The sequence below is a fragment of the Reichenbachiella sp. genome, assembly GCF_039944555.1.
In the GTDB taxonomy this organism is placed as follows: domain Bacteria; phylum Bacteroidota; class Bacteroidia; order Cytophagales; family Cyclobacteriaceae; genus Reichenbachiella.
Genome location: NZ_JBDUYN010000013.1, coordinates 20,803 through 41,197 on the forward strand (window position 1 = coordinate 20,803; position 20,395 = coordinate 41,197).

Below are 20,395 nucleotides of genomic sequence, written 5' to 3' on the forward strand. Positions count from 1 at the left end.
TCTACGCAGGTTTCAAGTTTTCAGCCTGATATGTAGCTAAATACAAAAACACCATCGCATTGAAGGCAATCGACAATGCATCATTCAAACTTGTGCCAAAAGTGATTCTAGTGACAAAAGCACCTGTCATTACCGCAAATAATACCAGCGCACCAGAATGTCTGGTGCGAGGAATAAGTACGAGTAGCCCTCCTCCTACTTCCAGTATGCCAATAAATATCCTGAACCAAACAGGATAACCCCATCTTATAAAGGCATTAGTCCACATCCCATCGGGATCGAACTTGCGATAACCATTGAGCATAAGTCGATATGCCAAGTAAGCGCCTATGAGCCATAGAAGTATATGCTTAATTTTTGTAAGCTGCATACGAATAGTCTGAACCGTCTTGTTGAACATCTTTTTTTGTTTTTTTGATCCTGTCAAACTTAGTCGAAGGGGAAGTTGACAAACAAAAAAATGTGGCGAGTTACCGGATAACTGGGGTCAACTACCCGTGCGCGAGCTGTGCAAGCTTTTCTTTGTAACCTTTACTCATTTTCAATACATGATCTCCTCCCAGGGATATAAGATACCCTCCATTGGGATCAGGCTTCCAAGATGAGATATAAGATAAATTGATGATATACTTTCTATGTATCCGGTGAAAGTGAGTAGGGTCTAAACCTTCTTCGAGCGATGCCAAAGTTTGTCTTACCAAATGTTTCTCGTTGTCTCTTGTTATCACGTTCACATAATTATCATTGGCCTCCAAAAAAAGAATTTTGTCCACTTCAACAAAAAAGGAATTGTTCCGAGTTTTGGATCTGATAATTTTCAAATATTGGTTATTCTCTCCACCTGTGATACCCAACATGAAAAGTGCAACCGAAATCAACGTATAAGTAAGCAGTACCTGAAATCCTGAATGATAAATGGTGAATCGGAAACCATTCCAATAGTTGTACTGCTTGGTACTTATCGCCCATTCCAACCAGGACACCCCTCCTATGTAAATCGCAGTGAAAAGAAATGCGCCACCCAGGAGAATTATCACCCTTTTTACAGTCATCTCAGCAGTTGAAGACCAGCTCCATGGAAACAATATGGCAACAATTGAAAATGCCAAATATTCAAAGAAAATAGGATACAATAGTGACAGCGAAGGCTGGTTGTAGTTGCTGGTAATCAGGTAAACCTTAAATGCTTGAGATATGCTGATCGCAAAACCGATAATAAAAATTACACTAAAAGCCCGCCATCTTTTGTCAGGAACAAGCTGAGAGAATATTTTATATCTATTAGAAATCTTACTTATAGTTTTAAAGTCAATCCAATGCAACAATGGATTGCTATGCAGACAGAAAGATAATGGAACTCTATTTAAATAGCCTGGAGCTGAAAACAATATGTCCGGTAAAATGAAGAAAGAGATTTGGGCTTTACCTAAAATTATACCCAGTCCTTTTCAGCAAATGATGTAATCAGAACCACAAACAACTCATTGGTAAGATTTCTTTCATGATGGGCTTTTTCACCATGCTTTATTAATCTATTAAAACCATTCATAATCGTTTAATAGACCTTTTACACCAATTTTCTCAATAATCATATTGTTCGGTTGGCATTCACAGTAATTGTCAACTAATTGTCAACAGCAAGTCCTACATAAGGATTCAACTTTTACGAATTTTATTTTCTTCAAGAAAAGGGTGAATAACTAGAAGCATGCGCATTTGTACGTTGGAGTAATTAATTCGCTTATCATATAAAAACTCTTGAAGCAGGTGTAAAACATCCATGTTACATGTCGAAAAGAAAAATTGCAAGCCATATACTTGAAAGGAGCCCGATAATCCCAATGATTTTTCAACTTAAGTATATAACAGCCGGTCTGCTCCTATTTCTATTATTTTTAAATTCATTTTCTGAGCTCAGAGCTCAGAAATCCTTATTCTATTTACAACAGCCATACCTCGAGGCTGGCATCGGAATGAGTCCATTCACCAATACAAAAATTGCAAGAGCCAGTAGAAATAGAATGCCAATATTGGGCTACCTCGAGCTAGGTAAGATAAAAAAAAGGTTAGCGCTTAATCTCTCGTATAGTTTTAATGAATCTCATGCAATTAATAATTACAGCTATTGTCCCAAATACATAACAGCACTGCTAAAGCCCTATTTTCTTTCGATAAGTCACAAAAAATCCTTCTTAGAGGTATTTGGTCTATTGGGGTCAAACTGGGCAAATACTTCACTGATTGATGTAGACAATTCACAAGTCATTACCTACGAAAACAAAAAAGAAACAGATCAAGTCTTCGGACCATGTTTTGGTATTGGAATTCAATATGTTCAGAACCATCTGGTATATAGGATACAGTGGTTGAATATCATATCCAAAACGAGATTTTTTGCAGGTGGCTTTGAAAAAACAGATTTCATGACAGGCTCTAATCAAATTCAGGTAGCAATTGGATATCGTCTTAAGAAACAAATAGAAAAAAAAAGAAATGAAAAACTTTGCTCAACCTATCAATAGAATAGTAATATCTATATTCTCTCTCTTGCTAATCTCTTGCTCAAAGCAAGAAGTAGATCCAATTAACATATTTGAAGAAGAGACATTGGATTCCTCCATGGCAGCCTCCTATGAACTAGAAGGAATAGGAACAGTCTATGCCAACGCAAACCGGGTTGAAGAAACAGAAAATGAGGTTCAAATCAAGGGTTCAGTTTTTACCTACAATGATATGGGCGAATTAGTACCAATCTCTAGTGGTGATTTTGTACTTTCCGAAAAAGAGGGAGACACCTTTACCTCATTTGATGGTTATGGTTTAGGAAGTATTCCCAAAATCGGAGTATTGGAAGAACTACAATTGGCTATAGATCCAGGGTCCTATTATTCCTATGCTACCGGAGCCGATATCAAAACACTAAATGAGAGTGCTCCACTACAAGATAATAGATATTATTTTGACATTAATGTTGAAGACAATTTTGCGGCCAAAAAACTGCTCTCCATTGGGGGCTCCACCTTTACATTCGAACGTCTTTACCTTGATGCCAATGATCCATCCATATTCTTTCAAGGGGATGCAAAGTTTTCGGAAAATATAGAAATCAAAGATTTAGGTATTGGGTTATCAGCCAATGGCCTGCTAGAATTCAAACCATATGAATATAGCCCAGAATTGACATCGCAAATCGTCCGTCCGATGGATACCATGCATGGCAATATTTATCTCACAGGACTTATTCCAATAAAGAAATACTCCATAGAAATCTACGGCGAGGCAATTATAGGTTTTGTTCTTAATGATAATGGGTTTAAAGAATTTTTCGAGGACGGGTTTGAAAATGCCTCCTACAGCATGGGAGTCAACGGTAAAGTTTTCATTAATAATGACTTGATGAATTTCCTGCCCTCTGAACCTATTGAAATTGGTAAGGCAACTCTCATATTAAACCTTGAAGAAGGCAATAATTATATGCAAGTGGCTGGTGAGACCAGAAGTTCAGAAGTTATTACACAAATAATTAGTGAAAACGGGGGTGAAACACTATCCGATATTCTGGCATTTCAGGAAACGATCATGGAGAGTTACTTCTATATCGGAGACGACCTGGAAAACACTAAGCTCTACTTCCATACCATAACTTATATTGAAATTCCTCAGGTTGGTACACAAGAATTGTCTGAAGCTACGCTAGCTATATCTGCCCAGGATATTTATGCGGCTGGAAAAATGTCTATGCCGGGAGTAGGTTTTGTTATGCTTGAGGGCATCTTTGGCTATGACGGACAATTTACACTTACCGGAGCAGCAGAAGCATCGGTCGATTTAAAGGTAGCAGAACTAAAACTGGCGCTAGAATTTACGGTTTCGAACCAAGGTGTGAAGATAAAAGCCAGCGGTTCAGGTTGTTTTGATCCCATGACAAATGATGAATTCACTTCCGAAAGTCTAGATATGGCCTTCGGATCTAGATATATGGACATAAAAGTAAGTGAGATAAATGATGAAAAGGCATCTGGTTCAGGATATATGGATTTAAGAGTAAATGACTCTTGTGTTACTGTGAGCATAGAAATAGAGCTTGATTGGAAAAAGGGAAGCATGAAAGTGTGTGCAGAAATCCCAGGGTTTGGAACACGTTGTTCAACAATCCAATAATCCTGTGATCCAGATTCAAGCTAAGCTTAGGCATTAAACTGTCTCGTATGAAGTTTACATATGCACAATTGTTTTTATTACTTATCATGAACTGCAGAGCCTTGGGTCAAGAAGTGTATCAGTTTCCTCTAATTGATGGTCTTAGGGCTGTTGAGGACGAAACCATAAGCCTTAAAGTAGAGCCTAATGATTCGGGAGGCACAGGGGCCTTTGGTTTATTGAATGTAGCACCAAGTACATGCAATTCAACAAGCACTACTTCTGCTTATTTTTTTGAAGATATGGCCGGTCTATCATTCAGTAATAACGGTTTCATTGATTGTGCCTATTCTATTCAGTTTACATTTAGAATAAACGAACTAAACATTCGAAACGCAAGCATACTTAACTACGATTGGGTTCAGCTACTTGAATTTAGAAATGATCGCCAAGACAGAGGGCTCTATTTGATCATTGACAGAGCAACCCAAGGGCAAGCTACATTGAATTTTTGGCAACTTGCGGATGATGGTGGTACATCTGTGCGAGTTGGAACACCACTTTTTTTTAACACCACTGACCTATATCAATTGACTCTCGTAAGAAATTGCTCCGGTACAACAAGAGTATTTATAAATGGTACACCTTTTGGAGCTCCTTACTTGGATTCTAACAGTGTGTATGCACCGACCTCCCCAACTGATGTGTTGTATTTTTTTCGTGATATGCCAGACGAAGTTTACAATGAAGAAGCTTCCCCTGGATGGGTAAAAAATATGGTCATTGCTAGTTACGAGTGGTCGGATGAAGAAATCTCAAACCGATGGGATGCTTTTTGTAAGCAACTAAATGATCTGCAGTACAATATTCTGAATACATGTCAAAACGAAGAAACTCAATTTGACATCATGAATAGTACTTCCTCATTTGACAGTCTAATTTGGAATTTCGGTGACCCTGCGAGTGGCAACAATAACACTTCGACCGAAATTGATGCCAGTCATATTTTTTCTAATGCAGGAAATTATGATATTACCGTTACTCGCTATTTTCGAGATGTACCAACGTCGACAGTATTCAATATTACAATTAACCCTTTTCCAATAATTGATCTTGGCCCAGATTTAGAGATCAATTCAGGAGAAACAGCAACTCTAGATGCCACTTCAGCATTCGTCTTCTATGAATGGCAGGACGGCTCAAAATTTTCTACGTATGATACTCATAAAGAGGGCCAATACTGGGTACAGGTTACAGATGGGAATGGTTGCACCAGCAATGATTCAGTGAGCCTCAAATTTTCTGAGCCCTTGGATTTAGATGACCGATCAGAAGTATTCGATTTATTCGTACCCAATACCATTACACCAAACGGGGATGGTATCAACGATTATTGGGTCATAGAAAATATCCAGCTTTACGAAGCAAATAGAATTCGAATATATGATAGACAAGGTAATTTTGTTCATCAGCTGATCGACTACAGCAATAACTGGCAAGGAACAACATCCAATGAAATGTTGTCCAATGGTGTTTATTTCTACTTCATAACTGACCATGGAAAACTCATTCATCAGGGCTCATTAACCATCCTCAGATGAAAGCTCAATCCATCATATTAGGACTGCTTCTACAGTTGACAACGAATTTTGGATGGTCACAAACAAGCTTGATCGAACATTACTACATCAACAACTTCTTGATCAACCCCGCCATAACCGGGATAGAAAAATACATCGACATACAAGCCGGATATAGAAGGCAATGGACTCACCTCGATGGTGCTCCTGCCAATGCATACCTGACTATACACAGCCCTTTTGGTAGCAAAAATGGTAAGAAAATGGGGTTCACTCATGAATCCGAGGAAAGAGGTTCATACTACTCTCTTTCTAATTTCAGATACAAAAGTCATCATGGAGCTGGCTTAACCTTCCGATCAGAAAGCATTGGACCTTTCGAAAGTATAGAACTCAAGGCATCCTATGCCTATCATTTACCACTATCTTCACGTTGGATGTTGACTACTGGAATTTCTGTAGGTACAATAGGACATCAACTAAATCAAAATAAGGTAATTACCTCTCTGTCAGATGATCAGTTAGTCACAGGTTTCTCCAATGGATATTCCCCTCTTCTGAATCTAGGTATCTTGTTGTATAGTAAATCATTTTATTTGGGAGGTTCGTATATTAAAAACCCTGGCAAAATTTACAACCGTCGAAACTATTATCTCATTTCTGGAATGCGATTCAGAGATGCCTTTCAAGTCTGGACATTTAACCCATTTGTGATATTTCGAAATTCTGCTGGATTCATCAATTTTGATTTTGGTATTAAAGCTCAATGGCAATCTTGGCTTTGGTTTGGAGCGAATTATAGAACCAACAAGGCTTTTTCCTATTTCACAGGATTTAACCTAAACCCTCAAATGGGATTTTCAATCCTTCATAACATTCGCTTTAAAGACCATACAGATTCCAATCAATCTACCTATGAAATGGCAGTACAGATTCGGCTAAATAATATACATCAGGTTCTTTGTCCTCAGGAAATGTGGTAACAAGAACTATAAAGTGTTTTATAGAAACTATCCAATAGTCATCCAAGGTCATCAAAAATTCTGAACTACCAACTTTGCTTCAGCCTTATTTGAATTAAAAAAAATGGACCAGTAAATATTTACTAAATGGATCCATACAATGGTCCATTTAGTAAATATCTTTATTCATACAAAGTTTATGAGAATGAGCCGAACCTCAAGAATCCATATCGCAGTAAATGTAACTTCACTTGAGAGATCAAGAGAATTTTACACTTCCTTTTTCGGAATCACTCCTACCAAGGCCTTAGAAAATCAAATAGACTGGGCCCTCAACAATCCACCAATCCATTTTTCAATTTATTCCAGTTTGAACTATCCATATGGTGTAGAACATATTGGATTTGATTTTACGGATAAGGAACTCGAACAATTCAAAGGTAGGATGAACCCAGATGGCATAAATGTCCATGATCCCGACCATCTCAAAATAGAAGTCTATTCTTCAAAAATTCCTTGATTAAGAAATGAAAGTAAGCAAATATGATAACCTACAAAATTGAAAATGATTTAAGCGCAGCTGAATTCAAAGAAGTATTGATCAACTCAACTCTGGGAGAGCGAAGGCCGATTAATGATCAGGAAGGTTTAAAGAAAATGGTAAAACATGCAAATCTGATCGCTACGGCCAGATACCATGGGAAATTAGTTGGTGTATCGCGTGCAATGACGGACTTTTCTTTCTGCACATACCTTTCCGATCTGGCCGTAGATTTAGACTTCCAGAAAAGAGGCATTGGAAAAGAACTCATTCGGCTCACAAAACTGGCGGCTCCTGAGGCCAAATTGATCTTATTGGCAGCTCCTAATGCGATTTCCTACTATCAGAAAATAGGAATGTCTCAATTTGAACATTGCTATTTACTTGATGATATAGATCATCTCGAACCCGTTCAAAATGATAACTTAGTTCAACAACAATGAAACAGAAAACGAAGTACGTGATTTTATACTATGCTGTCATATTCGGATATTTTTTGCTTGTTGCCGGATGCAAGTATACCGTTTCGAATAAGTCACCTGGAGACAGTCAAATAAATCAAACAGCTACATGGTCAGAATTCGGAGAGTTAAATCCCAGCGCTCCTAAAGAGACGATTCAATTGGGACAATTGATTGGGGAATGGGACTGCATCTCGCTGGACCTGAAATCGATAGATGCCGATAGCTCCGTTTGGTATTCAAACAGAGCGACCTGGAAATGGGAATATATTCTAGGAGGTCATGCCTTGCTGAATAACTGGTGGCAGGAGGACACCTCTCCCAACCCCACAACCAGAGAGTATTTTGTGGCAGGAATTTTCATTTTCAATCCAAATACCAAACATTGGGAAGCCTCTGTGATGAACTCAAGAGCTAAGAGAATCTCCCCTAAATTTCAATTGATCTACAAAGCGGATCAGATACAAATGCACGATGGTTCTGGGAAATGGTTAGTTACTTTTTTTGATATCCATAAGGACTCATTTGAGTGGAAGTATGAAATTTTGACGGAAGTTGAAGAATGGAAACCCATCAGCAAGATTTCAGCCAAAAGAAAGAGTTAAAAGCAGGGGGCAAAAAGATACCCGGACATCAGAAATTTAAGTCGTGATGTCCGGTAAATAGCTTTTGCTTTGATTTAGTCTAATCCAATCATAATAAATGGTCCCCAGAAGATAGGGTCTTTGTACTCATCTCGGATTTCTTGTTTGGCTTGTATGAAAGAGGCTCTTTTATCACCTGTTTGTAGCCATTTGGAATAAAATTTAACCATAAGCTTCTGCGTAGCTTCATCAGATACCTTAAACAAACTCATGATAATTGTACGCGCTCCGGCTACTAAAAACGCTCTTTGCAGTCCATAAACTCCTTCTCCTGCTTGGATCTCGCCTAAACCTGTTTCGCAAGCCGAAAGTACCACCAAATCGGTTTTGTCCAGGTTCAAATTCATAGCCTCATAGGCGGTAAGAATGCCGTCATCCAGGTTAAAATTCGAAGTGGTTTCGTTCAGAATATCCCCCGCTCCACTCATCAACAGTCCCGTTTTTAACAATGGGTTCTGGGCGGCTAGGTTTTCATTCATAGCGATATCCTCCGCGCTCAAATCCGCATCAGGCTGAAAAAAACCATGCGTTGCAATGTGGAAAATTTTCGGATTATCCATGGCCTTAATTGCCGCTTCAGTCGCAAGTTTTTCTTTATGATCGGTGGTCACCCATCCATCTTGTCTTAACAAATCTTTAAGCTCTGTCACTTCTTTCTCTGTACCCGGCAATTGCCCAATGACATCTGGGTTACCACCTCTCATGGTTGCCCTTCCAGTCCAATTACCTGGCTTAGAGGATACGTAATAGGTGGGATTACCGAACATTTCAGCGGTATTAGCTTCTTGGACAACATTGGTAGTAATTTGATCGTAGTACAAATCTTTGGTATTACTGACGAGAATGATATTCGACCTATCAAGTACATAGCTCCCGTCTTCTAGCTTGATGGCTTCCAGATTGAGCTGATTGTACACCCCATCAGCTGACACGTAGATGCGTCCGGGATTGCCTACAACATCCTGAATAGGTCGCCAGAAATTATCATATGACTGTTCGTCATCAATTCGGAACTTGATACTATTTCTATACCGTTTCAGGTATTTGGATTCCATGTCCTTCCCGTTCTTTAAAAGAATCAGGCCAGGAGTACTTTTCTTTTCATTCTTCACATACATTACCGCATACATGATCGAATCTTTAGAAAACCCGTGATCAAATACTCTGAACCTTACCATCTCCAGCGCCACCTCATTGGGATTAAGCGACTGCTGAACATCTTCCCATGTCACTACTTTAGATTCAAAACCAGAACTGAAATCCTCAGATTGCTGGCTCAATTGCTTCTCTAGATCTTCAACTTCCACTTGTAGCACATTTCCGTCTATGCCAGCCTGAGCAAGCTGATCGGAACTCATTGATAGTACCTGTGTAAGGGTTTCTTTCTTTGCTTCCCATTCTCGGTAAGTGGCAATTAATGTTTCATCTCCTGAGGACAATATACGCTGTCTAATTTTTATCGATGAACTTAATAAAAGTGCCTTAGTCAAAAGGGCGTTGTTGTAGAGTGTCCCAACCAAATCAGAATTTTTCCTATTGTAGTTGATCACTATGGTATTGTAAAATTCGTAGTCTTGTTTGATTGTATTCCAAAACTTGGCTTTCTCCCTTTCGGAAAGAGATGGGAAATAATCCTTGATAAAAACGGCATAGTTGGCCAACACCTCTTCGATGGACTCTTGTGATTTCCTAATATCTCCTTGCATGAAATAAGTCTTGCTGAGCTTTGAAAGTACTTTCACGTACTCAGGGTGGGTCTTACTAAAGAAATCTTCGTACAGTCTTCTGGCTTTTACATAATAGGTCTCTGCCTCTCCATATTGACGTTGGCTATAAAAAATATCACCGCGCAGGATATTGATAGTAGCAGCATTTACATTGTTTCTTCGTCCTATTCTCTTATCCCAAATGTTAGCAGCATCTTCCAGGTAGACAAATGCCTCATCGAATCTGCGTTCTGCCACATACACAATAGCCAGGTTTTTCAGCACTTCGGCATAGTGAGGATTAGACCCTCCTAATTTTTTACCAATAACCCGCTCTGCACGCAAAAACAGGTCTTCGACCTCTTGAGTCGGTGCATTGTTGTAAAACCTCACCAGTGCCAGGTCTGAAACCGCCCTGGCTACATCGATATGATCTCTACCGAATTGTTTCTCACGAATTTCAATCACTCGTTCGAGTTGGGTTTCTGCAGCGTCGTAGTCACCAATAGTGGTGTTTATTCGTGCAATTGTCACCATACTCGGGGTAATCTTAGAAGATTCTTCTCCAAAAATATCGTAGGTAATGGTATAAGCTCGGTTGGCAATTTGTTCGGCCAGTGTATAATCGCCAAGAATCATTTTTAATCGAGCCCTCAAAATCAGAGGGTCACTCAGGTGGCGACTTGTTGGACCAAACCTTCTTTCCTTTTTCCTCAGATCTTCTTCTATTAGTTTTTCCGCATCACGATACCTTCCAATATCCACGTATACCTCGGCCAACTCATCTTCTATCTCTATTCCTGATGTTTCAACTGTTCTTACGCCTTCTTTTTGAAGTTTTTCAGATTTAGTGATGTTGTCTTCAGCTTCATCGTATTCCCCTTTAATCGCATAAAGCGTGGCCTGGGTAATCAATGACTGGGCGTAATAGCCTCGGGCCAGCTCTTTATCAGCGTCTTTCAAAATCCTAATGGCTTCATTAATGTTATCCTCTGCTTCGGAATACTTACCAATTTTGAACTGTAGGTTGGCAATCTTGTCGAGTTCAATAGCATACTCGACATCTTCGTTATCATATTTTCTCCTGGAAGCTTCAAGCGCAACATCCAATATTTTTGAGGCCTTTTCATATTGATCGTTTTCCTCGTAGAATACAGCTTGATGATCCAATATGTCAACATAATCCAGATGACCTTCGTGAATCTCTTTTTTTACAATATTGTCCCAGCTCGTATTATAAATTTCTAGTGCTTCATCAAACTTCTCAGTATAATCCACATAATAATTGGCCAGTTTTACTTTAGTCAAGTTATAAGCTGGTGACTCCTCACCATATAGATTCTTCTTAATATTCAGAATTTCTGTAAGGTATTGATAGGAGTTGTCATGACGACCGTTGATCACTGCCACGCTATTGGCAAATTCAAGCATTTCGATGCGCTTGGGATGGTTTTTTGGAATAACAGACTCAGCTCCTAATATTTTTGCCACTTCATCTTCCAGGCCAACGTCCTTCCCTCCTAAAAGCACGTCATAATCAATGGTTTCGAGCATGACGCTATTCAAACTGTTCTTGTCGTAATATTGCTTGATGACTTTTTTGAATTCTGTAATATGATTGTTGAGCTTGGCTCTGTTTTCATTTTTAATATAGCTCTTGATCAACCTTTCGCGAATTCTAATCGTCACATAATGAGAAGGTAAATACTTTCGAACCGTGTTTACATAAGCCTTTTCATATAAATCAACAACTCCTTCAATCTCCAAACCATTTTCTTCCAGAAGCAATGTATTTAAAAACTGATTCTCACTGTAGAGTATATCTGCCTTTCCTAAGTTTTTTTGAATCCATCGATCTGCATATACGAATGCCGAATCAGCTCTTAGGTAGTTACCCATTTTGCGATAAGCATCACCCTTAAACATCATCATCCGAGCGAATTCTCTTTTTCTTTCTCTCGCTACATTCTTTTTCGCACCATCATCCAATATTGCTCTAAGCTCATAAAATTCCATTTTGCCATCAATGAGTTCGATAGCATCGCTATAATAGCCCCTTCCCACTTTAATCTGAGCATCCAAAACATCTAAAGAAGCGGCGAGGTTTTCATCCATTCCTGCTTCTTCTAATATGGGCTTGGCTTTTTGTAAATACTCATCAGCCTTTACGAAGTCTCCATAGAGGTTCATGACTTCTGTCGATTCTTTGAGTAATAAAGCATGGACTTCAGAATCAGCTCCGTTGACCACCTCACTCATTTCAAGTCCCTCATCCACAGATTGATGAATACCACCTAAAATACCCAGCGCAACATCATACTTTGCCTCTTTGATCCTTGCGATGGGAAGAAATTCGTTTACGCCTCCTATTTTCTTAGTAGTTTGCTTTTTGATTTTTTCAATTTCCTTTCTAGCATCAGGATAGTTTCCTAATTCATACAGATCAGCTGCTTTTTCTAATTTCTTATCGTATTTGGTTTGTCCAAAGGATTCTTGGCCAATAAGGAAAAACAGCAGTATGAGTAAAGAGAAGTTGTTTGCTCGTTTCATGTTCGATTAGTTTATTCTTGTCAGATCAACGTAAATACGTAAATACCACGATCATCATATAATCCAGTTCTTTCTATAAAATTAAATAATTTTTGATCAACCGATTGGACTAAAAAATATGAAATGTCCACTAATAGTGTCTTATTCGATCAAATGCCCGCTAAACTAGTCCAATTGCCGTTTGAGTGCCATGGCTGAACTATTTTGATTAGACTGGGTCGACATCAAAATACAAACGAAGCGTCTTATAGTCTTTAAGCTGTTTGACTTCCAGGCCCAGTCTGTAAACCAACTCTTTAACTTTTGAGATATTAATCTTTTTCTTTTCGACCTTTATGTAAATTTCCTCGATGTACAGATTTCTTATTCTTGAAATAACTGGCTGCTGAGGGCCTAGTACCCTCTGCCGTCCAAGTTCACCAATTAGGCGAGAGGCGTACTGCTTAGAGGCTTGCTGTAAGATGTTTTTCTCTTTGTGCTTAAGAATCACTTTGATCAATCTGTAAAATGGAGGGTATTGAAAATTCTGCCTTTCGAGAATTTCCGATTGAAAGAAGGATTTATAATCTCCTGTTTTTATTTTGTATAATAAAGGTTCGTCGGGCTCTCCTGTTTGCAAAATCACTTTGCCCTGATCGTCCTTTCTTCCGGCTCTTCCACTTACCTGAGTGATTAATTGAAAGGCTCGTTCATGAGATCTGAAATCAGGAAAGTGAACAATGCGGTCATAATCGAAAACTCCAACGAGGGATACATTGTCAAAATCCAGACCTTTACTTAGCATCTGAGTTCCAACCAAAATATCTGTCTCACCCCTTTCAAAACGATCAATGATGTGCTGGTAACTATATTTACTACGTGTAGTATCCTGATCCATTCGCTGAACATGGGCCTCAGGAAACAGAATTTTCAAATCTTCTTCTAGCTTTTCGGTTCCAAAACCGACGGTGCGTATGGCTGTAGAGCCGCAGGCCTCGCAAATGGCTGGCACAGACTCTTTGTGACCACAATAATGGCAGATCAGAACATTATTGCCCATATGATACGTCAGGCTTACGTCACAACTTTGACATCTGGGCACATGATTGCAATCATGGCATATTAAATATGGTGAATAACCTCTTCTGTTTTGAAAAAGAATCACCTGTTCTTTTTTTTCGAGCGCATTTTTGATCCCGTCGAGCAATTCGGGTGTAAAGTCTCCCTTCATTCGTTTGCTCTTCCTCGAGGTCAGGATGTTTGCCAGTTCGAATTCTGGTAGCTTGCCTTCTCCAAAGCGCTGGGGCAATTCTACCAGTTGGTATTTTTCATCTAACGCATTCTGGTAGCTCTCAACAGAAGGTGTAGCTGTCCCCATTAGAACATTCGCCTGATGCAAATTGGCAAGCCATATGGCTGCGTCTCGGGCATGATATCGAGGGGCTGGTTCATATTGCTTGAACGAGGACTCATGCTCCTCATCCACGATGATTAGACTGAGATTGTCAAAAGGCAAAAAAACAGAAGAGCGAACCCCGGCAACAAGATTGATTTTACCATTATTCACACCATTCCAAATTTCCACGCGCTCATTGTCCGAATATTTGGAATGGTAAACGCCCAATTCGCTACCAAATACTTTGTGTAAGCGTGAGACTATCTGGGTAGTTAATGCAATTTCAGGTAGCAGATACAAGATTTGTCCTTCATTATCAAGGACTTGTCGAATTAAGTCGATATAAATTTCTGTCTTACCGCTGCCCGTTACTCCATGCAAAAGCACCGGTTTTTTTTGCTCAAACGCAGAAAGTATACCTTCCATCGATTCCACTTGCTCTGGCGACAGCCTGGGATCTTCCTGCAAATCGACATCAACATCGTCAAGCCGGGAAATGATCTTTTCGTTTTCCTTAAAAATTTGATTTTTGACTAAAGTCTTCAATGAGGAAACTGACAAATCACTAGCTGTTAGTTCTGATTTAAGTATCACATTGTCCCTCTTTTCACCTTCGTCTATTCTCGTGAGACTCAAATATTTGAGTAAAATAGCCTGTTGTTTTGGCTTCTTTTCTAATTGTTCGAAAAGCAACTGCATGGCCTGGTCATCCTCCAGAAACTGATCGGCAAGCTGTATGGTCTTAACGGTTTTAGGCTTGAATTTATCTTTTATTTGCTCAAAAAGTAGGATACTTTCTTTTTGTAAGAGAGATTTCAGGACAGGATGAATCATTTTAATTCCCAAAAGGTCTGAAACCTGGTCGAAACTCAATTTGTCGCTACTCTTTAGTGCATCTAATATAACAAGCTCCTTTTCAGAATATTCTTCCTTGTTATCTAATGCCTCAGGATTAAGCTGGATCAATGACTCACTTGTTAGCTTCAGGCCACTTGGCATAGCAGCATTGAGAACCTCTCCGACTGTGCACATATAGTATTGCGCCAACCAGGTGAAGAACTCCAGCTGGTAGCTATTGATTACCGGAGCATGATCAAGACTATCCAAGATGTACTTTGCCTCATAAACTTTTGGCACATTTTGATGCACCCGCTTTACGATACCGGTAAGGATCTTTTTTTTTCCAAATTGGACTACCACACGACGACCTAACCCAACGTGTGCTTCAAGATTTTGGGGAATTCGGTAGGTGTAGGTACCAGGCAGTGGAATCGGAAGAATTACATCGGCGAAATAGGTAATTCTTTCTTCGAAATTTTCATCCAGATCACTATTTAATTCAAGTTGAGACAATTAAATGTTGCTTGAAATCATCGTTTGTGAATCTCCTTCAAGGAGTCATAATTAGCCTGAATAATCAAATCAGCTTCAATCTCGTCTATAGCCGATGACACAAATAGTGTCTCAAACTGAGAGGGAGCCAGATAAATTCCTTTTTCAAGCATAGCATTGAAATATTTACCAAACATGTTCAAATCAGCTTTCTTAGCACCTTCAAAATCGATTACCTTCTCGTCAGTAAAAAACAAACTAAACATAGAACCTACAGAATTCACTGTATATTTCAAACCTAGCTTCAACACATTCAGCTTGATCCCCTGAACGATATACTCTGTCATGGTCTCCAACCTTGTATAAATCTCCGTATTTTCATTCAGATACCTTAACATGGCCAGGCCTGCCGCCATTGCCACAGGGTTGCCTGAAAGCGTTCCTGCCTGATAGACAGGGCCGCTTGGAGATACCATATTCATCAGGTCTGCACGACCGCCATATGCACCAACTGGCATGCCTCCTCCTATAATTTTTCCTAATGTTGTTAGGTCCGGTTTAACTCCGTAATACTGCTGTGCTCCTGCCTTTGATATTCTAAAGCCAGTCATCACCTCATCAAAAATCAAGACAATATCATTCTCATCACAAACAGACCTTAATCCTTCCAGGTATCCTTTGACTGGAGGCACACAGCCCATGTTTCCGCCGATAGGCTCCAAAATAATCGCTGCAATTTGATCAGGGTGTTCCATTATCACTTCCTGCACTTTTTCCAAATCATTGAAGGGCACCGTGATTGTATCTTGCGCAGTACCTTTGGTTACTCCAGGACTGTCAGGTTCACCCATAGTCGCAGCACCACTGCCTGCCGCAATTAAAAAGGAATCTCCATGACCATGATAGCAGCCTTCAAACTTTATGATTTTATCTCGCTTGGTAAACCCTCTTGCCAACCGGATTGCAGACATAGTGGCCTCAGTACCTGAATTTACCATTCTTACTTTTTCTATGTTTGGCATCATTTGACAAATCAAATCTGCCATTTCTATCTCAGCGGTAGTGGGTGTGCCGAATGATAAGGATTTTTTCACTGCATCAATAACAGCTCTTTCAATTTGAATCTTTCCATGCCCTAATATCATAGGTCCCCATGAATTAATCAGGTCAATGTATTTGTTTCCATCTACATCGTGCATATAGGCCCCTTTTGCGGACTTCATGAAAATAGGTTCCCCTCCGACGGCCTTAAACGCTCGAACAGGAGAGTTAACCCCACCAGGAATGTGGCCTTTTGCTAACTTAAAACTTCTTAGGCTATTGGTTTTGTCCATTCTTCTTGGGGTTAATTACTGTTTGTCTTGAATTAGATAAAATTGTAATTGGTACGTATTGATTACTGTTTCTAAAATTAAACTTTGTACCCTGTAGTAATTGCCCTTTTACAAATCCTACGTCTGGATTTCCTTTCTGAAAGTAATGTCCATATTTCTTAAGCATGGTTCCGACGTAATACATCATTTCATAACCAATTATTGAATTAAAAGACGGCACTGACTTGTAGTTTTTCAAGTAAAAATTTCTGAAATCAATATATCCTTCAGAATCATAGTCTACATATTCGGGGTCTATGAAATAGATACCAAGTCTTTCCATTTCCTCCAGTGTCAATGTAGGGAAGGCTTTCCAATTGCCTCTACCAATTAACTTCGTACTATCTGCTCGAATGGACATAGCACTGATGAAGTTTGAAGCAAACAAAGCTTTAGATGAAGCTACATAGATATGACCAATACTATCTGGACCTATCGTGAAAAATTCTTCATAATATTCTATACTGTCTTTAGTAATACTCGATTTTCTTTCCTTTATAAATCGCTCTTCATCGATCGCGTAAATAGAATCAACCTGATCTTCGGTATATCCTACTTCATATTTTTCAGTAAGTAGATCATAAGCTTGCCTTACTGTGGTATCAACCACCGCTGCATTTACAAGAACTTCAAAGCCGGCTTCTTGGATACGCTGACTATATGTATAGGCACTTAACGAGTCCCTTTCGTTGTTCTCGTAAAAGATCATGGCATATTTGTTTTTCACGCTATCGATTGCCAATTCGGCTGCTCTAAGCGCCTGTGTCTTTGTATCGGCTTTAAACAGAAATGAAAATGGATTGTTTTGAATAGCATCCGCATTGGATATCAACGGGTTTATCATGTTGATCTGATTTTCAAAACTGAAGTCATTAGTGGCAGTTAATGGGCCTGGAAATAATGGTCCAATAATCAAATCCATAGATTTCATTTCTGGCTGCTCCAAAATACCTTCTGTTATTTCGGTACTCCTTTTGGTATCATAAGGGAATAATTTAAGAAAAAGACCTTCGCTATTCAGCGTATCTGCGGCTCTTACAATTCCGGCATATAATTCCATAACGAACTTATTGCGCTCTACGCGCAGGGTATAGCTCAAGTCTTCGAACATAAAAGGCAGCAATACGGCTACATTATAAGTAGGCTTCATTTTGCTTTGACCAATTTCTGGCAATCCGTACTTGGCCAGATTTAGATCAAACCGATTAACTAGCTCATTCAACAATTGAAAGTTGCGTTGCGACATTGGCTGTTCATTAATCCTATCTGCGGCAATCCGAGCTATGATTTCATCATTAGGGTATTGATCATAAAGATGCTCCAACAACGGCAAGCTATCCAGGCGAGACAGACTCTCCTTCATCAAGGCCTGGGACTGATCCAAGCCGGATTTTTTTGCAAAAAATACGCCTTGGGAATAATCCCCTTCACTGAAGTAAACTTCTGCAAGCCAATAATGCACTTCTCTAATCTGCGGCCAATTTAGGTTTCTGGCATCCATCTGAAGCCACATGGCCTTGGCATTAGAGACATCGTTATTCCGATAGGCAGACAGACCATAATAGTAGGCTGCATACTCTTTGAATATATGATTTTGATTTTCTCCAGCCAAGCGCCTGAAATAATCCATGGCAAACCTATAATTACCTTCGGAAAAATATTGTTTACCTTTTAGATAGACTGACTGTTCATCCTGCGCACTTGCCTGGAATAAAATCAGAGAAAAAAGAGAACAGAGAAGTGCAAATTTTAGTAATCGTACCAAGCCGTTTGATTTGAAAATGGAAATCAATAAATGAGGCTTAAAACTATAAAATTTGGGTATCTGAATCTATGAATGTGGTAAATTATTTTACCACATCCAGTTTCATCATGTTTGTTCGTTCCCGCCAATGCAGTGGCATGGAAGCGGTGTTGATATATACGTCACCGGTTTCGACCAAACCTTTGCTCTTTAGTACTTCCAGTACATCGTCAAATGTCTCATCAATCGGTTTATGTTCATCATAATAAAACCCTTTGATTCCCCAGACAAGATTCATTGTTTTGAGTAGGTGTCTGTCACTGGTAAATATATAAATATCTGCCTCCGGTCTGTTTTTGGCGATACTAAATCCGGTATAGCCGGACTTGGTCATTCCGATAATCGCCTTGGCGCCCACTGACTTACTCAATTGACACGCAGATTTTACTAGCATGTCGTTTTTTGCTGTTGCGCTCATGTTGTCTTCCCAAAATTTATTAAAGACTACATGTGCTCGCTCTTCAATTGACAAAATGCACCTGGCCATGGCTTGTACAGACTCAACTGGAAAACTTCCAGATGCTGATTCCGCAGATAGCATCACAGTATCCGCCCCATCTAAAATTGAGTTTGCCACGTCGTTTGCCTCCGCTCTTGTAGGTCGTGGGTTATCAATCATACTTTCAAGCATTTGAGTAGCTATGATGACAGGTTTGCCTAGCTTGTTGCATTTTGCAACGATCCGCTTTTGAATCATAGGCACATCTTCCATCAAGACTTCCACCCCAAGATCTCCGCGAGCTACCATAATAGCATCTGTAGCTTCTATGATTTCGTCGATGTCAGCTACTGCCTCTGGTTTCTCTATTTTTGCAATGATCTTAGTTTGTTTGTCTTTGCTATTGATTATATCTCTTAGTTCATGGATATCTTTGGCATTTCTTACAAAAGAAAGTGCCACCCATTGTACATCATGTTCAAGACCAAATTCCAAATCTTCTCTATCCTTTTCGGTTAGAGATGGAGCTGAAATAGCTGTATTCGGTAAATTGATACCTTTCCTTGATTTGAGCATTCCGCCATGCACCACTTCGGTGATCACTTCTTTACCATCAGATGAAATCACTTTGAGCTCCAATTTGCCATCATCTACAAGGATCAAATCGCCCGGCACAACATCTGTGGCCAGAGGTTTGTAAGTGGTACTAACTTTTTCGCTTGTCCCCTCAATATCTTCGGTGCTAATGATGAGTTGTTGGCCTGCAACAATTTTTGCCTCTCCATCCTTCATTTGTCCAATTCTGATTTTTGGACCTTGGAGATCCTGAAGTGTACAAATGTTAATTCCAAGTTCATCATTGATCTCATTGATCATTTCAATCCGCTGTAAATGATCATCATGTGTACCATGCGAAAAATTGAGCCGAAAGACATCTGCGCCAGCCTCAATCAGTTGTATGATAGTTTCTTTTTTCTCACTTGCCGGACCCAGTGTGGCAATGATTTTTGCCCGTTTCAATTGCATCAATATGTATTTTGTTTAGAATAAAAAACTCTCTTTTTCTTTGATTTTATCTACATCTAATTTGACTATCGAATCAATCTTTTCAGATTTTCTCAATGCCACGAAGAGCATCTCCAAATCTGAGGTTTCTTCAAACTCTTCTATTTTCAGTAAAAAATCAAATGTTCCCAGAGACGGAACAAATAGTTTTTGGGTCAATGTACTCTGAGCCACAACCTTGTTGTTCAGAAGTGTAAAACGCCGAAAATCATTTTCAAAAACAAAGTTTGAAATTGTTAGTTTCTCAACATTTTTAAAATCTACTTCAAGATCTGACTCTTTCTTCAATCCAATACTTAAGGCCTTATTAATAGCCCACGAAACCGTGTAATCTTTGGACTGAGAAATAATACCAATCAAATGAAAATTATAGCTATAATCTGCTTTTAATTTTAGCTTCTTCACTGATCGGCTCATACTACT

The 20,395-nt window shown here is 39.3% G+C and carries 15 protein-coding genes; 7 read left to right on the forward strand and 8 right to left on the reverse strand.

Features of this window, described 5'->3' with window-relative positions; genetic code table 11:
- Position 1 precedes the first annotated feature (1 nt).
- The gene (locus tag ABJD64_RS20470; RefSeq protein WP_348182421.1) at positions 2-400 is read right to left on the reverse strand and encodes a DoxX family protein; all 399 of its coding nucleotides are present in this window, start codon (positions 398-400) and stop codon (positions 2-4) included.
- Positions 401-491: 91 nt separating this feature from the next.
- Entirely contained in the window at positions 492-1,322 is an 831-nt protein-coding gene (locus tag ABJD64_RS20475) for a LytTR family DNA-binding domain-containing protein (protein ID WP_348182419.1), read from the reverse strand.
- Between the two features lie 465 nt (positions 1,323-1,787).
- Between ABJD64_RS20475 and ABJD64_RS20480 the strand changes: the two genes are divergently transcribed.
- From ABJD64_RS20480 to ABJD64_RS20510, 7 genes are all read left to right on the forward strand, one after another.
- Positions 1,788-2,522, forward strand: a complete 735-nt coding sequence (locus tag ABJD64_RS20480) for a hypothetical protein (RefSeq protein ID WP_348182417.1) — start codon at positions 1,788-1,790, stop codon at positions 2,520-2,522.
- The gene (locus tag ABJD64_RS20485) at positions 2,494-4,161 is read left to right on the forward strand and encodes a hypothetical protein (protein WP_348182415.1); all 1,668 of its coding nucleotides are present in this window, start codon (positions 2,494-2,496) and stop codon (positions 4,159-4,161) included. The genes ABJD64_RS20480 and ABJD64_RS20485 overlap by 29 nt, the downstream gene beginning before the upstream one ends.
- A gap of 47 nt (positions 4,162-4,208) precedes the next feature.
- Entirely contained in the window at positions 4,209-5,741 is a 1,533-nt protein-coding gene (locus ABJD64_RS20490) for a gliding motility-associated C-terminal domain-containing protein (RefSeq protein ID WP_348182413.1), read from the forward strand.
- On the forward strand, positions 5,738-6,703 hold the full coding sequence (locus ABJD64_RS20495) for a PorP/SprF family type IX secretion system membrane protein (protein WP_348182412.1): 966 nt from the start codon (positions 5,738-5,740) through the stop codon (positions 6,701-6,703). Before ABJD64_RS20490 ends, ABJD64_RS20495 begins: the two co-directional genes overlap by 4 nt.
- Positions 6,704-6,887: 184 nt before the next feature.
- A complete protein-coding gene (locus tag ABJD64_RS20500) occupies positions 6,888-7,202 on the forward strand; it encodes a hypothetical protein (RefSeq protein ID WP_348182410.1) in 315 nt (104 codons plus the stop codon).
- A 23-nt stretch (positions 7,203-7,225) separates the two neighbouring features.
- The gene (locus ABJD64_RS20505) at positions 7,226-7,666 is read left to right on the forward strand and encodes a GNAT family N-acetyltransferase (protein ID WP_348182409.1); all 441 of its coding nucleotides are present in this window, start codon (positions 7,226-7,228) and stop codon (positions 7,664-7,666) included.
- The gene (locus ABJD64_RS20510) at positions 7,663-8,289 is read left to right on the forward strand and encodes a hypothetical protein (protein WP_348182407.1); all 627 of its coding nucleotides are present in this window, start codon (positions 7,663-7,665) and stop codon (positions 8,287-8,289) included. The genes ABJD64_RS20505 and ABJD64_RS20510 overlap by 4 nt, the downstream gene beginning before the upstream one ends.
- Positions 8,290-8,363: 74 nt before the next feature.
- Here ABJD64_RS20510 and ABJD64_RS20515 read toward each other — a convergent pair whose 3' ends face one another.
- The 6 genes from ABJD64_RS20515 to ABJD64_RS20540 all read right to left on the reverse strand — a co-directional run bounded on the left by ABJD64_RS20515 (position 8,364) and on the right by ABJD64_RS20540 (position 20,389).
- Entirely contained in the window at positions 8,364-12,584 is a 4,221-nt protein-coding gene (locus ABJD64_RS20515) for a CHAT domain-containing tetratricopeptide repeat protein (protein ID WP_348182405.1), read from the reverse strand.
- Positions 12,585-12,792: 208 nt separating this feature from the next.
- Positions 12,793-15,312 carry a primosomal protein N' gene (gene priA / locus ABJD64_RS20520; protein ID WP_348182402.1) on the reverse strand — a complete coding sequence of 840 codons (2,520 nt, stop codon included), beginning with the start codon at positions 15,310-15,312 and terminating at the stop codon, positions 12,793-12,795.
- 17 nt (positions 15,313-15,329) lie between these two features.
- Entirely contained in the window at positions 15,330-16,625 is a 1,296-nt protein-coding gene (gene hemL / locus ABJD64_RS20525; RefSeq protein WP_348182399.1) for a glutamate-1-semialdehyde 2,1-aminomutase, read from the reverse strand.
- Positions 16,609-18,429 (reverse strand): hypothetical protein, encoded by a 1,821-nt coding sequence (locus ABJD64_RS20530; protein WP_348182396.1) that lies wholly within the window; start codon positions 18,427-18,429, stop codon positions 16,609-16,611. The genes hemL and ABJD64_RS20530 overlap by 17 nt, the downstream gene beginning before the upstream one ends.
- Positions 18,430-18,511: 82 nt before the next feature.
- Positions 18,512-19,933 (reverse strand): pyruvate kinase, encoded by a 1,422-nt coding sequence (gene pyk / locus ABJD64_RS20535; protein ID WP_348182392.1) that lies wholly within the window; start codon positions 19,931-19,933, stop codon positions 18,512-18,514.
- A gap of 15 nt (positions 19,934-19,948) precedes the next feature.
- A complete protein-coding gene (locus tag ABJD64_RS20540; protein WP_348182389.1) occupies positions 19,949-20,389 on the reverse strand; it encodes an IPExxxVDY family protein in 441 nt (146 codons plus the stop codon).
- Positions 20,390-20,395: the final 6 nt, after the last annotated feature.

Excerpts from the sequence above, each read along its gene's own strand:
- ABJD64_RS20480 (WP_348182417.1), top strand. The coding sequence starts at position 1,788 with ATGTCGAAAAGAAAAATTGCAAGCCATATACTTGAAAGGAGCCCGATA.
- ABJD64_RS20495 (WP_348182412.1), top strand. The coding sequence starts at position 5,738 with ATGAAAGCTCAATCCATCATATTAGGACTGCTTCTACAGTTGACAACG.
- ABJD64_RS20515 (WP_348182405.1), bottom strand. The coding sequence starts at position 12,584 with ATGAAACGAGCAAACAACTTCTCTTTACTCATACTGCTGTTTTTCCTT.
- ABJD64_RS20470 (WP_348182421.1), bottom strand. The coding sequence starts at position 400 with ATGTTCAACAAGACGGTTCAGACTATTCGTATGCAGCTTACAAAAATT.
- ABJD64_RS20540 (WP_348182389.1), bottom strand. The coding sequence starts at position 20,389 with ATGAGCCGATCAGTGAAGAAGCTAAAATTAAAAGCAGATTATAGCTAT.
- ABJD64_RS20510 (WP_348182407.1), top strand. The coding sequence starts at position 7,663 with ATGAAACAGAAAACGAAGTACGTGATTTTATACTATGCTGTCATATTC.
- pyk (WP_348182392.1), bottom strand. The coding sequence starts at position 19,933 with ATGCAATTGAAACGGGCAAAAATCATTGCCACACTGGGTCCGGCAAGT.
- ABJD64_RS20485 (WP_348182415.1), top strand. The coding sequence starts at position 2,494 with ATGAAAAACTTTGCTCAACCTATCAATAGAATAGTAATATCTATATTC.
- ABJD64_RS20505 (WP_348182409.1), top strand. The coding sequence starts at position 7,226 with ATGATAACCTACAAAATTGAAAATGATTTAAGCGCAGCTGAATTCAAA.
- ABJD64_RS20490 (WP_348182413.1), top strand. The coding sequence starts at position 4,209 with ATGAAGTTTACATATGCACAATTGTTTTTATTACTTATCATGAACTGC.
- ABJD64_RS20500 (WP_348182410.1), top strand. The coding sequence starts at position 6,888 with ATGAGCCGAACCTCAAGAATCCATATCGCAGTAAATGTAACTTCACTT.
- hemL (WP_348182399.1), bottom strand. The coding sequence starts at position 16,625 with ATGGACAAAACCAATAGCCTAAGAAGTTTTAAGTTAGCAAAAGGCCAC.